This window comes from Pseudomonas sp. LBUM1643 (genome assembly GCF_059716215.1).
On record NZ_CP166813.1, the window covers coordinates 6128084 to 6141549 of the forward strand.

Below are 13466 nucleotides of genomic sequence, written 5' to 3' on the forward strand. Positions count from 1 at the left end.
GGTATTCAAGGATTTTGGTTGGAGAGCACAGGCAGTGATTACCTGTGGCGAGGGGATTTATCGGAATGCCGCACCACCCCGTTCGGCTGCGGAGCAGTCGCAGATTTAAGGGCCGCTGCGCTGCCCAACGGGGATAAATCCCCTCACCACAGGGATCTGCTACGCCGGGGCCATTTCCTGCGCCAACCCCAGAAACGCCGCCGGCAGCCGCGCGCCTTTGCGTTCCTTGAGGCAATACAAATACTCGGAAATCTGCGGTGCATTCTCGATGGTCAACACGCGCAATTTCGGGTCATGGGGCACTTCCTGGCGGGCAATGATGCTGATGCCGATGTTGCGCAGTACCGCCTCACGGATCGATTCCCGACTGCCGATCTCCAGCAGCGGTCCGAAACTCACCCCGGCGCTGGACAGCAGTTCTTCGGTCAATCGCCGAGTGGTAGACCCGGACTCGCGCATCAGCAAGGTGTGCCCGGCCAGCGCACTCAGCGGCACATGGTCATGCATGGCCAGCGGATGATTGCGATGCACCGCCAGCACCAGCGGATCGCTACCGAGCACCCGGCGAATCAGCCGCGCATCATTGAGCAACTGCGATGACGCTGCGACATCCACCCGATACTCTTCCAGCGCTTCGAGCACCTGCTGGGAGTTGCCGATCTCTACCGACACCTCCACCTGGGGCAAGCGCTCACGGAAGGTTTTGACCAGATCGAGAATGTAATACGGTGCGGTAGCCGCTATGCGCAACGTGCCCTGCACCTGACCGCTGTTACGCAGGAAGAACTCGATGTCAGCCTCTTGCTGCATGAGCGCCTTGACCATGGGCAGCAGCCGCGCACCTTCCTCGCTGACGCTGAGGCGCCGGCCGCCACGGTAGAACAGCTCAACCGAATATTGGCTTTCCAGATGCCGAATCTGGGTCGTCACCGTTGGCTGACTCAGGCCGAGCTTTTTCGCTGCCAGGGTAATGCTGCCCAGGCGGGCTACCATGTAAAACGCCTTCAGCTCGGCACTCAGCACACCCTTTCCTCATCGCTTATTTGCGCAACAGGCGCAAGCCGTTGAATACCACCAACAGGCTGACGCCCATGTCGGCGAACACCGCCATCCACATGGTGGCGATCCCGGCGAAGGTTACCCCAAGAAAGATCGCTTTGATGACCAATGCCAGGGCAATGTTTTGTTTAAGGATGGTCGACGTCTGCCGCGACAGGCTGATGAAAGCCGGAATCTTGCGAAGATCGTCGTCCATCAGGGCTACATCAGCGGTTTCGATAGCGGTATCGGTGCCGGCTGCCGCCATGGCAAAACCGATCTCGGCCCGTGCCAGGGCAGGCGCATCGTTGATACCATCACCCACCATGCCCACTCGATGCCCCTGGGCATAAAGGGCTTCGATGGCTTGCAGTTTGTCGGTCGGCAGCAGATCGCCCTGGGCCTGATCGATGCCCACTTGAGCGGCAATCGCTTGCGCGGTGTGGACGTTATCCCCGGTCAACATCACGGTTTTGATGCCCAGGTCGTGCAGCTGCTGGATGGCTTCGCGGCTGGATTCTTTGACCGTATCCGCTACGGCAAACAATGCCAGTGGCCCGGACTTGTCGAGCAACAGCACCACGGATTTGCCCTGCTTTTCCAGCGCGAACAGCTTCTCTTCCAGCTCGGGCGAACACAGGCCCAGCTCTTCCACCAGGCGATGGTTGCCCAAGTGATACGTCTGCCCCTCGATCTCGCCACGAACACCGCGACCGGCCAGCGCTTCGAAGTTATCCACAATCAGCGGCGCGAATTGCTTATCCACCGCTGCATTGGCAATCGCCAGCGACACCGGGTGATCCGAACGACCGGCCAATGCGGCTGCGACGGCTGGGGCGGTACCATCGACCGAGGGGTCGAGCGACAGGTAATCGGTCTGCACCGGTTTGCCGTGGGTGATGGTGCCGGTCTTGTCCAGCGCCAGGTAATCGAGCTTGTAACCGCCCTCCAGGTAAACGCCGCCCTTGACCAGAATCCCTTTGCGCGCGGCCGCCGCGAGGCCACTGACGATGGTGACCGGTGTAGAAATCACCAGCGCACACGGACAGGCGACGACCAGCAGCACCAATGCCCGGTAGATCCAGTCGAACCACAGCGCCCCCATGAACAGCGGCGGAATAACCGCGACCGCCAGGGCGAAGATGAACACCGCCGGGGTATAGATTTTAGAAAACTGGTCGACGAACCGCTGGGTCGGCGCCCGCGAGCCCTGGGCCTGTTCGACGGCATGAATAATCCGCGCCAGCGTTGAATTGTTGGCGGCGGCGGTCACGGCATACTCGAGAGAACCTGCCTGATTGATCGTGCCGGCGAACACCTTATCGCCGACAGTTTTCTCCACCGGCAGGCTTTCGCCGGTGATCGGCGCCTGATCGATGGTAGAGCTGCCGGATACCACTTCGCCGTCCAGCCCGATTCGCTCGCCGGGACGCACCCGTACTCGCGCGCCCAGCTCGATGGCTTTGACGTCCTGCTCCATCCAGCTGCCGTCCGCCTGTTGCACCGTGGCCTTTTCAGGCGTCATCTGCATCAAGCCGCCGATGGCGTTACGCGCCCGGTCGAGAGATTTGGCCTCGATCAATTCGGCCACGGTAAACAGGAACATCACCATGGCTGCTTCCGGCCACTGGCCGATCAGGATCGCACCCGTTACTGCGATGCTCATCAGCGCGTTGATGTTCAAATTGAGGTTCTTGAGGGCAATCCAGCCTTTTTTGTAAGTGGTCAGGCCGCCGCTGAGGATCGAGATCAGCGCGATAACCGCCACCACCCAGTCCGGTGCAGCACTGGTGAAGTGGATGACTTCTGCCGCCAGGGCGGCAACGCCGGACAGGGCCAGCGGCCACCAGTGTTTTTTCTCGGCTGCGGGGGCTGGCGCTTCAGTGCCCTGCTCCAGCGGTTCGGCGACCATGCCCAGCGACTTGATCGCGTCGATGATTGGCGCGGTGCTCGGCAGGTCGTGCGTCACGCCCAACACCCGGTTGATCAGGTTGAATTCCAGCTGCTGGACGCCAGCGAGCTTGCCCAGCTTGTTCTGGATCAGCGTCTGCTCGGTCGGGCAGTCCATTGCGTCGATGCGGAAACTGCTCAGCCGTGCGCCGTCGGTCGGCGTATCGCTCAGCTTGATCAGCGACGGCGCGGCCACTTTGGAGGAGCAGCAGGAATCGCCGTGGCCGCCGTGGTCATGCTTCTGTGCAGGCTGCAACGTGTGGCTGTGATCGTGATCGTGATCGTGATCGTGATCAGTCTTGTGTTTGTGGGTGTGAAGGGAATCGCTCATCGGGTCGCGTCCATGAAGGTGCCTGTTGCCAAGTAAAGACCCTGTAGCCACTATAGGGTCAAGCACCCTTTTGGAGATTGCCATCATGAAGATCGGAGAACTGGCCAGACTCACTGACTGCGCCGTGGAAACCATCCGCTACTACGAGCGCGAACACCTGCTGCCAGAGCCGGCCCGCAGCGATGGCAATTATCGCGTTTACACCCAGGCCCACGCCGAGCGCCTGACCTTTATCCGCAATTGCCGCACCCTCGACATGACCCTCGAAGAGATCCGCAGCCTTCTCGCCTTGCGCGATAGTCCGCAGGACCAGTGCCAAAGCGTGAATGCGCTGGTGGATGAACACATTCATCACGTCAAGGCGCGGATCGATGGGCTGATGGCGTTACAGGCACAACTGATCGACCTGCGCCAACGCTGCGGCGAGGGGCCGGACAGCGAACAGTGCGGGATTTTGCAGCGGCTGGAAGTGAGTGGCGGGGTTGTGGCGACGGAAACGGAGCATTCGCATGTCGGCCGTAGTCACGGCCACTGAAACAGCCCTCCATGCTCGCCGCTGCATCGGCCACGAACACGGCCCCCTGTAGGAGCTGCCGAAGGCTGCGATCTTTTGATCTTGATCTTAAAAAACAAGATCAAAAGATCGCAGCCTTCGGCAGCTCCTACAGGGGACTGCGTGACGCGTTACACCGCCATCGGCGCGGTCATCGGCGGGTGATGCTCGTAGCCTTCCAGCGAGAAATCACTCGGCTCGATCTGCTCCAGCCACTCCGGCTGATAAACACCCGTTTTGGCGAACTCCGGCACACGATCACTGATGACCAGCTTCGGCATCGGGAACGGCTCGCGCTTGAGTTGTTCGTTCAGCATGTCCAGGTGGTTTTCGTAGACGTGGGCGTCGCCGATGAAATAGGTAAACCAGCGCGGTGTGTAACCGGTCAGGCGACCGATCAGGCTCAGCAGCGCGGCGCCTTCAGTCAGGTTGAACGGCGTGCCAAGGCCCAGATCGTTCGAGCGGATGTAGAGGGTCAGAGAGATCTCTTTGGTCTCGACATTCGGGTGGAACTGATAAAGCAGGTGGCAAGGCGGCAGGGCCATTTCATCGAGTTGGGCGACGTTCCAGCCATGGAACAGGATACGACGGCTGCCCGGGTCCTTGATGATGGTGTCGACGCACTGGCGAATCTGGTCGATTGCCTTGTACAGCACCACGTAGGCCTGACCGTCTTCTTCGCCTTCGGCGATCTGGCGGTAGCCCTGGCTCAAGGTCTGTTCGATAGCGGCTTTATTGCTGACCGGGATCTGCTTGTACGCCGGCCATTTGCGCCATTGCACCCCATAGATCTCGCCGAGGTCGTCTTGACCCTGACGGAACGGGTTAGCCAGCCATTGAGCGTTTTCGTTGGCGTTCTGATCCCAGACTTTACAGCCCAATTCGCGGAATTCGGCGGCGTTGTTCACGCCACGCAGAAAACCGCACATTTCACCGATAGCCGATTTGAACGCCATCTTGCGGGTGGTGATCGCCGGGAAACCTTCCTTCAGGTCATAACGCAGCATCGCGCCAGGAAAGCTGATGGTGTTCACGCCAGTGCGGTTGGCCTGCTTGGTGCCATTCTTGATGACGTGGGCGACCAGTTCGAGATATTGCTTCATGAATTACCTGTGTCCTTGAACCCGGAGCCGTCGCCCCGGGGTTCGAATTTATACGGCCGCCGCAGGCGTTGCCGGAGCGCGGTGATACGCCAGCCAGATCAGGAACAACCCGGCGAGAATCATCGGTACGCACAGTACCTGGCCCATGGTCAGCCAGTTCCAGGCCAGATAGCCCAGTTGCGCGTCCGGAACGCGGACGAATTCGACGATGAAACGGAAGATGCCATAGAACAGTGCGAACATGCCGGAAACCGCCATGGTCGGCCGCGGCTTGCGCGAGTACAGCCACAAGATCAGGAACAGCGCCACGCCTTCGAGCGCGAACTGATACAGCTGCGACGGGTGGCGTGCCAGTTGTGCCGGGTCGGTCGGGAAGACCATTGCCCATGACACGTCGGTTGCCTTGCCCCACAGTTCGGCATTGATGAAGTTGCCGATGCGCCCGGCGCCGAGACCAATCGGCACCATCGGCGCGACGAAGTCCATCAGCTGGAAGAACGACTTGCCGTTCTTTTTACCGAACCACAATGCCGCCAGCATCACGCCGATGAATCCGCCGTGGAACGACATGCCGCCCTTCCATACTTCAAAAATCAGTGTCGGATTAGCCAGATAAGCACTCAGGTCGTAGAAGAGCACATAGCCCAGACGGCCACCGACGATGACACCCATCGACATCCAGAAGACCATGTCGGAGAGTTTCTCCTTGGTCCAGGTCGGGTCGAACCGGTTCAGGCGACGGGACGCCAGCAGCCAGGCGCCGCCAATGCCGATCAGGTACATCAAGCCGTACCAGTGGATTTTCAGCGGACCGATGGCCAGGGCCACCGGATCGATCTGCGGGTAAGGCAGCATTGCGACTCCTCGTTAGAGTTGAAACGTTCGAAATTCCCGGGCGACGCTGTCACGCCAGGATTAAGCCAGTATTGCGGAATGCGTCAGAGCAGAAAGCTCAAACCGACGCAGAACAGCAAAGCGGCAAACAGTCTTTTCAGCAACTTCGGCGAAAGCTTGTGTGCCAATCGAGCGCCGACGCGGGCGAAAAACATGCTGGTCAGGGCAATCCCGAGCAGCGCCGGCAAATAAATAAAACCGAGACTATGGGCCGGCAACAACGGATCGTGCCAGCCCAGAATCATGAAACTCAACGCACTGGCCAATGCAATCGGCAGACCGCATGCAGACGATGTCGCCACCGCTTGCTGCATCGGTACGCTGCGCCAGGTCAAAAACGGCACCGTGAGCGAACCACCACCAATGCCAAAAATCGCCGAGGCCCAGCCGATAACGCTGCCGGCCACGGTCAGACCGACTTTGCCGGGCACCGTTCGGCTGGCCTTGGGTTTGACGTCCAGGGCGAGCTGCACGGCGATGATCAATGCGAACACGCCAATGATCTTCTGCAGATTCGGGCCGGAAATCGCTTCGGCCGTCAGCGCGCCGAAACCGGCGCCGATGAGAATGCCGAGGGTCATCCACGCAAATATCGGCCAGCGCACCGCGCCGCGACGGTGATGCTCACGTATCGCATTGACCGAGGTAAAAATAATGGTCGCCAGCGATGTGCCGACGGCGAGATGGGTCAGGATCGACGTATCGAAGCCCTGCAAGGTAAAGCTGAACACCAGCACCGGGACAATGATGATCCCGCCACCGACCCCGAAAAGCCCGGCCAGCACACCTGCGCAGGCACCCAGCGCCAGATAGAGCAGAAATTCCATGGCCGTTTCCCGCACATCCCGAAAATAGGAGCGGCATGGTAACGGATGGATGCCCTTGGGCTCCACTGTGCAAGGCGATGGATCGACAGACGATGACTGCGTAGAGTGGGCAAAAAACACACAAGGACCACCTTATGTGCCTGATTGTTTTCGCCTGGCGCCCAGGTCACGCCCAGCCGTTGATCGTGGCGGCCAACCGCGACGAATTCTATGCCCGTCCCAGCCTGCCCCTGGCCCAATGGCCGGAATCACCGCACGTGCATGCCGGGCGCGATCTGGAGGCCGGGGGCACCTGGCTTGGCGTCGGTGCCAACGGCCGATTCGCCGCGCTGACGAACATTCGCGATCCTCATCAACCGCCAGCACGGAAATCCCGCGGTGAACTGGTGGCGCGGTTTATCAATGGCGACATGCCAATTGATGACTATTTAACCGACGTTGTAGGACGTTCGGTCGAATATGCCGGATTTAACCTGCTCGCCGGCAATACTCACGAGCTCTGGCATTTCAACTCGCGGGAAACTGAAGCGGTGATGCTGCAGCCGGGTGTCTACGGGTTGTCGAACGCGGGTTTGGATACGCCCTGGCCCAAGTTGCTGAAGGCACGGGCGGCGCTGGAGGACGCGCTGAATGATCCGCAGCCTGGGGCGTTGCTGGCGTTGTTGAATGATTCGCAGACGGCGGCGTTCGCCGAGTTGCCGGACACCGGGGTCGGGCTTGCTACCGAAACGTTGCTGTCGAGCGTATTTATTGCCAGCCCGACTTACGGAACGCGGGCGAGTACGGCGTTGATTGTTCAGGCGGACGGGACGCGCGTGATGGTCGAAAGGAGTTTCGGGCCGTATGGCGGGCATCTTGGGGAAGTGGAGATCAGGGTTTGAATGCTGAGATATATTGTGGCGAGGGAGCTTGTCGAATCGTCGCACCGTCCCGCTCGGCTGCGCAGCAGTCGTAAAAAACTGCTGGCAGGGTTTGTCTGAAGAAATGCAGGGGAGCGCTTCGCACTCCATCGGGAGCAAGCTCCCTCGCCAAAAGGTCCATCAGCGTTTCAGAGGGTTTTCGCCGAAGCCGGATTGATCATCCGCGCCAACCCGAGATTCTTAAGCGCCAACTGCAACGAGCTGTGGATAACTTGCGGGTTGTCGATGGTCATCAACTCGGCCAACAACTCCTTGGCCTTGCTCAGGTTAATCTGACGCAACATCCACTTCACTTTCGGCAAGTTGGTGGCGTTCATCGACAAGCTGTCGAAACCCATCGCCATCAGCAGCACCGCCGCTGCCGGATCGCCGGCCATTTCACCGCAGATACTCACCGGCTTGCCTTCGGCATGGGCATCACGGACCACGTTCTGCAATGCCTGAAGCACGGCCGGGTGCAGATAGTCGTACAGGTCGGCTACCCGGGGGTTGTTACGGTCGACGGCCAAAAGGTACTGGGTCAGGTCGTTGGAGCCGACCGACAGGAAATCCACTTGCCGCGCCAGTTCCTTGGTCTGATACACCGCTGCCGGGATCTCGATCATCACGCCAATCGGCGGCATCGGCACGTCGGTGCCTTCGTCGCGGACCTCACCCCAGGCCCGGTGAATAAGGTGCAGGGCTTCTTCGAGTTCGTGGGTGCCGGAGATCATCGGCAGCAGAATCCGCAGGTTGTTCAGGCCTTCACTGGCCTTGAGCATTGCACGAGTCTGCACCAGGAAGATTTCCGGGTGATCGAGGGTGACGCGAATACCGCGCCAGCCAAGGAATGGGTTGTCTTCCTTGATCGGGAAGTACGACAGCGATTTGTCACCGCCGATGTCCAGGCTGCGCATGGTCACCGGTTGCGGATGGAACGCGGCGAGCTGTTCGCGGTAAATCGCCAACTGCTCTTTTTCGCTCGGGAAGCGCTGGTTGATCATGAACGGCACTTCGGTGCGGTACAGACCGACGCCTTCGGCACCCCGCTTCTGCGCCCGCGCCACGTCCGCCAGCAGGCCGGTGTTGACCCACAGCGGCATGCGATGGCCATCGAGCGTTACGCACGGCAGGTCCCGCAGCGCATCAAGCCCGAGGGCCAGCTGCTTCTCTTCCTCGACCACTTCGGCGAACTGCTTGCGCAGTACGTCGCTGGGGTTGGTGTAGACCTCGCCGTGGTAACCGTCGACGATCATCTGGATGCCGTCGACTTTTGAGTACGGCAGGTCGACCAGGCCCATCACCGTCGGGATGCCCATGGCGCGAGCCAGGATCGCCACGTGGGAGTTGCCGGAACCCAGCACAGAGACCAGACCCACCAGCTTGCCTTCCGGCACCTCGCCAAGCATGGCCGGCGTCAGTTCTTCGCTGATCAGAATGGTGTTATCGGGGTAGACCAGGGTCTGCTGGCGCTCTTCCTGCAAATAGGCGAGCAGGCGGCGGCCAAGGTCTTTGACGTCCGAGGCGCGCTCACGCAGGTAGGCGTCGTCCATCAGTTCGAAACGGTTGACGTGCTCGGTGACCACCTGGCGCAGCGCACCCTGGGCCCACTGGCCGGTCTTGATCACGGTGGTGATTTCGCTGCCCAGCGAGGCATCGTCAAGCATCATCAGGTAGACATCGAACAGCGCACGCTCTTCAGGGCGCAGCTGCGTCGCAAGCTTGGCGGACAAGGTACGCATGTCGGCGCGAACGCCTTCGATGGCGGTCTTGAACAGGCCCAGTTCGGCGTTGATGTCGGTAATGTTCTTGTCTGGCACCACGTCCAGATCCGCCGGAGGCAACATGACCACCGCGGTACCGACCGCCGCACCCGGCGAACCCGGTACGCCGACAAACTTTGCTTCCTGGATACCCTTGCCCTGACGGCCAAGTCCACGGATCGAACCGGTGGCTTCAGCGTGGGCGATAACGCCGGCGAGCTGCGCGCTCATGGTCACGAGGAAGGCTTCTTCACCCTCATCGAACTGACGACGTTCTTTCTGTTGAATGACCAACACGCCAACAACGCGGCGGTGGTGAATGATCGGCGCACCGAGGAACGAGGCGTAACGCTCTTCCCCGGTCTCGGCAAAGTAGCGATAGCGCGGGTGATCCGCTGCATTTTCGAGGTTCAGGGGTTCTTCACGCGTGCCGACCAGGCCAACCAGACCTTCGTTCGGCGCCATGCTGACCTTGCCGATCGAGCGCTTGTTCAAGCCCTCGGTGGCCATCAGTACAAAGCGATTGCTCTCGGGATCAAGCAGATAGACCGAACAGACCTGGCTGCCCATGGCCTCTTTGACGCGCAACACAATAATCCCCAACGCCGACTTGAGATCCTTGGCGGAGTTAACTTCCTGGACGATCTTGCGCAGCGTATTGAGCATGGCTCGGGGTCGAACTCCGTCGTCAGTCGCGCGTTAAAAGGCGCGGGGCAAGCTCTTTGAGAGCGCGTCGATACACCTCGCGCTTGAATGTCACCACCTGGCCCAACGGATACCAATAACTGACCCAGCGCCAGCCATCGAATTCCGGTTTACCGGTCAAATCCATCCGCACCCGCTGCTCGTTGGAGATCAGGCGCAGGAGAAACCATTTCTGTTTCTGGCCGATGCACAGCGGTTGGCTGTGAGTCCTGACCAGACGTTGCGGCAAACGATAGCGCAACCAGCCCCGGGTGCAGGCGAGAATTTCAACATCTTCGCGTTCCAGGCCCACTTCTTCGTTCAACTCGCGATACAAGGCGTCTTCCGGCGTCTCCTGGGGGTTGATCCCTCCCTGTGGAAACTGCCAGGCATCTTGATTGATACGGCGAGCCCATAGCACCTGTCCGGCATCATTCGTGAGAATGATCCCGACATTGGGGCGGAAACCATCGGGGTCGATCACGGCAACAACCTCGCAAACGCATGTCGCCGCATTGTTCCACAAAGGTTGTGAAGGCAGCAACGAGCCGGCCTACCTTATGTGCACTCTTGTGAAAAGTCCGTATTCTGGACGCCTTTCTACAGACTTTTCAGCGAGTAACTGCAATGCGGCTGGCTTTATTCGACTTGGACAACACCCTTCTGGGCGGCGACAGTGACCACGCCTGGGGCGATTACCTGTGCGAACGCGGTTTCCTCGATGCCGTTGCCTACAAGGCACGCAACGATGAGTTTTATCAGGATTACCTGGCGGGCAAGCTGGATAACGACGCCTACCTGAACTTTTGCCTGGAAATCCTCGGCCGCACCGAGATGGCCACGCTGGACCAATGGCATCTCGATTACATGCGCGATTGCATCGAACCCATCGTGCTGCCCCAGGCCATCGAGTTGCTGGCCAAGCACCGCGACGCTGGCGACAAACTGGTGATCATCACCGCGACCAACCGTTTTGTGACCGCACCGATTGCCCAGCGCCTGGGCGTTGAAACCCTGATCGCAACCGAATGCGAAATGGCGGACGGCCGATATACCGGGCGCAGCACCGACGTGCCGTGCTTCCGTGATGGCAAGGTGACCAGGCTGAATCGTTGGCTGGAAGAGACCGGCTATTCGCTGGAAGACAGTTACTTCTACAGCGACTCGATGAATGATTTGCCGCTGCTGGAGCAGGTGACGAATCCGATTGCTGTCGACCCGGATCCAAATCTGCGGGCCGAAGCCGAGAAGCGTGGCTGGCCAGTGATCAGTCTGCGCGACTGATTACGCTATCGCTGGCAAGCCAGCTCCCACAGGGAGCTTCAGTGAACACAGATTTTGTGAACACCCGAAAAACCTGTGGGAGCTGGCTTGCCAGCGATTGAAGCAACGCAGTCTAAACAGGCTTCGCGCCCATCAATCCCGCGATGGCGATAAAACAGACAAAGCTCAACAACGCGAGAGCGAAGGTGAACTTGCCGCCCCCTCCCGGCACCTTGCGCAACGTGTTCAGCCGCACCAGCAGCCAGAACCACGCCAACGCTGCCACGGTATAAAGCACACTCGACGCCAGCAACCACGTCTGCCCCAACGGCCAGCCCACCAGGTGCACCATCCACCAGCCGGTGAACGGCATGCTCAACAGCGCCAGTCCCATCAAGACCCACACGAAAACCCGTGGCCGCTGTAATGTGCGGGCGGGTGCCGTAGCGTCACCTTTACGCCGCGTTTGCCACACCCATATCCCCAGCCCCAGCGCACAGCCCAACAATATGGCCGTTGCCGCGGTGTGCGCCATTTTCAAGGCGGTTAACGTTTCCATTGTTCGATATCCTTATGACCTGCCCATCAGCGTAGCCCCTCAGCCCAGAAACAGCAGATAGGCCGGGTTGTCGCTTTCGTCCCAGTACGGGTAACCAATCTCTTCCAGTGCCGCCGGTACCAGATGACGCTCGTCGTGAGGCACTTGCAGACCTGCGACCACACGCCCATCGGCCGCGCCATGGTTGCGATAGTGGAACATCGAGATGTTCCAGCGCCCGCCCAGCTTGTTCAGGAAGTTGAACAGCGCGCCCGGACGTTCCGGGAATTCGAAGCGCAGAATCACTTCATCGACAACATGTGCCGCACGGCCGCCGACCATATGGCGGATGTGCAATTTCGCCAGTTCGTTGTCGGTGAGGTCGAGTACCGGAAAACCCTGATCGCTGAGACTGGCGATCAATGCACTGCGCGGGTCGGTGTCCGGATGCGTCTGCACGCCAACGAAAATATGGGCTTCGCTGCCGGTGTTGTAGCGGTAGTTGAACTCGGTGATCTGACGTTTGCCGACGGCTTCGCAGAACGCCTTGAAGCTGCCCGGCTTCTCGGGGATGGTCACGGCGATGATCGCTTCACGCCCTTCACCCAGTTCGGCGCGTTCGGCGACGTGACGCAGACGATCAAAATTGACATTGGCGCCGGAGTCGATGGCCACGAAGGTATGACCGGTCACACCGTTCAGTTCGACATACTTCTTGATCCCGGCCACGCCCAACGCACCCGCAGGCTCCGTGATCGAGCGAGTGTCATCGTAGATGTCCTTGATCGCCGCACAGATTTCATCGGTGCTGACAGTGATCACGTCATCGACGTAATCCTTGCAGATCTCGAAGGTGTGCTGACCGATCTGCGCCACCGCGACACCGTCGGCGAAGATACCCACGGTCGGTAGAACCACACGTTCGCCGGCCGCCATGGCCGCTTGCAGGCAGTTGGAATCGTCCGGTTCCACGCCGATGATCTTGATTTCAGGTCGCAGGTACTTCACGTACGCCGCGATCCCGGCGATCAGTCCGCCACCACCCACCGGAACGAATATCGCGTCCAGACGCCCCGGGTGTTGGCGCAAGATTTCCATGGCCACCGTGCCCTGCCCGGCAATGGTGTGGGGATCGTCATAGGGGTGGATGTAGACGTAGCCTTTTTCGTCGACCAGCTTCAGCGAGTACGCGAGGGCTTCCGGGAACGAATCCCCGTGCAGCACCACTTTGCCGCCTCGCGAGCGCACGCCTTCCACTTTGATTTCCGGGGTGGTCTTGGGCATGACGATCGTCGCTTTAACGCCCAGCACTTTGGCTGCAAGCGCCAGTCCCTGAGCGTGATTGCCCGCGGAAGCCGTCACCACGCCACGAGCGCGCTCTTCGTCGCTCAGTTGGGTCAGCTTGTTGTAGGCGCCGCGAATCTTGAACGAGAACACCGGCTGCAAGTCTTCGCGCTTGAGCCAAATGTTGTTGCCCAGCCGCTCGGAGAGCTGGCGAGCAGTCTGCAATGGGGTTTCTACGGCAACGTCATAAACGCGCGAGGTGAGGATCTTTTTGACGTACTGTTCGAGCATCGGAAAGCATCACTGAGCGGGTTGGGCAGGGCCAAGGAGTCTAACCCG

The 13466-nt window shown here is 59.9% G+C and carries 12 protein-coding genes; 3 read left to right on the forward strand and 9 right to left on the reverse strand.

Annotation, left to right across the window (positions count from 1 at the left end):
• Positions 1–159: 159 nt before the first annotated feature.
• Positions 160–1023 carry a LysR family transcriptional regulator gene (locus ACA063_RS27730; protein ID WP_497664102.1) on the reverse strand — a complete coding sequence of 288 codons (864 nt, stop codon included), beginning with the start codon at positions 1021–1023 and terminating at the stop codon, positions 160–162.
• A gap of 16 nt (positions 1024–1039) precedes the next feature.
• Complete coding sequence (locus ACA063_RS27735) at positions 1040–3319, reverse strand: heavy metal translocating P-type ATPase (protein ID WP_497664103.1); 2280 nt, start codon at positions 3317–3319, stop codon at positions 1040–1042.
• Positions 3320–3404: 85 nt separating this feature from the next.
• On the opposite strand from ACA063_RS27735, the gene cadR reads away from it, so the two are divergent.
• The gene (cadR, locus tag ACA063_RS27740; protein ID WP_497664104.1) at positions 3405–3854 is read left to right on the forward strand and encodes a Cd(II)/Pb(II)-responsive transcriptional regulator; all 450 of its coding nucleotides are present in this window, start codon (positions 3405–3407) and stop codon (positions 3852–3854) included.
• Positions 3855–4003: 149 nt separating this feature from the next.
• On the opposite strand, the gene ACA063_RS27745 is transcribed toward cadR, so the two are convergent.
• The 3 genes from ACA063_RS27745 to ACA063_RS27755 form a co-directional block, all read right to left on the reverse strand.
• Positions 4004–4975, reverse strand: coding sequence for a thymidylate synthase (locus tag ACA063_RS27745; protein WP_497664105.1), 972 nt, complete (start codon positions 4973–4975; stop codon positions 4004–4006).
• 48 nt (positions 4976–5023) lie between these two features.
• Positions 5024–5830, reverse strand: a complete 807-nt coding sequence (gene lgt, locus ACA063_RS27750; protein ID WP_497664106.1) for a prolipoprotein diacylglyceryl transferase — start codon at positions 5828–5830, stop codon at positions 5024–5026.
• Between the two features lie 83 nt (positions 5831–5913).
• Positions 5914–6696 (reverse strand): sulfite exporter TauE/SafE family protein, encoded by a 783-nt coding sequence (locus ACA063_RS27755; protein WP_162438376.1) that lies wholly within the window; start codon positions 6694–6696, stop codon positions 5914–5916.
• A 134-nt stretch (positions 6697–6830) separates the two neighbouring features.
• Here ACA063_RS27755 and ACA063_RS27760 point away from each other — a divergent pair, with 134 nt between their 5' ends.
• Entirely contained in the window at positions 6831–7577 is a 747-nt protein-coding gene (locus ACA063_RS27760) for an NRDE family protein (protein WP_497664107.1), read from the forward strand.
• A 167-nt stretch (positions 7578–7744) separates the two neighbouring features.
• Here the strand turns inward: ACA063_RS27760 and ptsP are convergent, their stop codons facing one another.
• Together ptsP and ACA063_RS27770 are read right to left on the reverse strand one after the other, a co-directional pair.
• On the reverse strand, positions 7745–10024 hold the full coding sequence (gene ptsP, locus ACA063_RS27765; RefSeq protein ID WP_497664108.1) for a phosphoenolpyruvate--protein phosphotransferase: 2280 nt from the start codon (positions 10022–10024) through the stop codon (positions 7745–7747).
• 22 nt (positions 10025–10046) lie between these two features.
• A complete protein-coding gene (locus ACA063_RS27770; protein ID WP_007945562.1) occupies positions 10047–10526 on the reverse strand; it encodes an RNA pyrophosphohydrolase in 480 nt (159 codons plus the stop codon).
• 143 nt (positions 10527–10669) lie between these two features.
• Between ACA063_RS27770 and ACA063_RS27775 the strand changes: the two genes are divergently transcribed.
• Entirely contained in the window at positions 10670–11326 is a 657-nt protein-coding gene (locus ACA063_RS27775; protein ID WP_162438379.1) for a histidinol-phosphatase, read from the forward strand.
• 112 nt (positions 11327–11438) lie between these two features.
• Here the strand turns inward: ACA063_RS27775 and ACA063_RS27780 are convergent, their stop codons facing one another.
• Positions 11439–11864, reverse strand: coding sequence for a DUF2269 domain-containing protein (locus ACA063_RS27780; RefSeq protein ID WP_497664109.1), 426 nt, complete (start codon positions 11862–11864; stop codon positions 11439–11441).
• A gap of 39 nt (positions 11865–11903) precedes the next feature.
• Positions 11904–13418: a threonine ammonia-lyase, biosynthetic gene (gene ilvA / locus ACA063_RS27785; RefSeq protein ID WP_497664110.1), complete on the reverse strand. Its 1515-nt coding sequence runs from the start codon at positions 13416–13418 to the stop codon at positions 11904–11906.
• Positions 13419–13466: the final 48 nt, after the last annotated feature.

What these genes read in the sequence shown, in the direction of transcription:
- ACA063_RS27735 (WP_497664103.1), bottom strand. Translation starts at nt 3,319, where the DNA reads ATGAGCGATTCCCTTCACACCCACAAACACAAGACTGATCACGATCAC.
- cadR (WP_497664104.1), top strand. Translation starts at nt 3,405, where the DNA reads ATGAAGATCGGAGAACTGGCCAGACTCACTGACTGCGCCGTGGAAACC.
- ACA063_RS27745 (WP_497664105.1), bottom strand. Translation starts at nt 4,975, where the DNA reads ATGAAGCAATATCTCGAACTGGTCGCCCACGTCATCAAGAATGGCACC.
- lgt (WP_497664106.1), bottom strand. Translation starts at nt 5,830, where the DNA reads ATGCTGCCTTACCCGCAGATCGATCCGGTGGCCCTGGCCATCGGTCCG.
- ACA063_RS27755 (WP_162438376.1), bottom strand. Translation starts at nt 6,696, where the DNA reads ATGGAATTTCTGCTCTATCTGGCGCTGGGTGCCTGCGCAGGTGTGCTG.
- ACA063_RS27760 (WP_497664107.1), top strand. Translation starts at nt 6,831, where the DNA reads ATGTGCCTGATTGTTTTCGCCTGGCGCCCAGGTCACGCCCAGCCGTTG.
- ptsP (WP_497664108.1), bottom strand. Translation starts at nt 10,024, where the DNA reads ATGCTCAATACGCTGCGCAAGATCGTCCAGGAAGTTAACTCCGCCAAG.
- ACA063_RS27775 (WP_162438379.1), top strand. Translation starts at nt 10,670, where the DNA reads ATGCGGCTGGCTTTATTCGACTTGGACAACACCCTTCTGGGCGGCGAC.
- ACA063_RS27780 (WP_497664109.1), bottom strand. Translation starts at nt 11,864, where the DNA reads ATGGAAACGTTAACCGCCTTGAAAATGGCGCACACCGCGGCAACGGCC.
- ilvA (WP_497664110.1), bottom strand. Translation starts at nt 13,418, where the DNA reads ATGCTCGAACAGTACGTCAAAAAGATCCTCACCTCGCGCGTTTATGAC.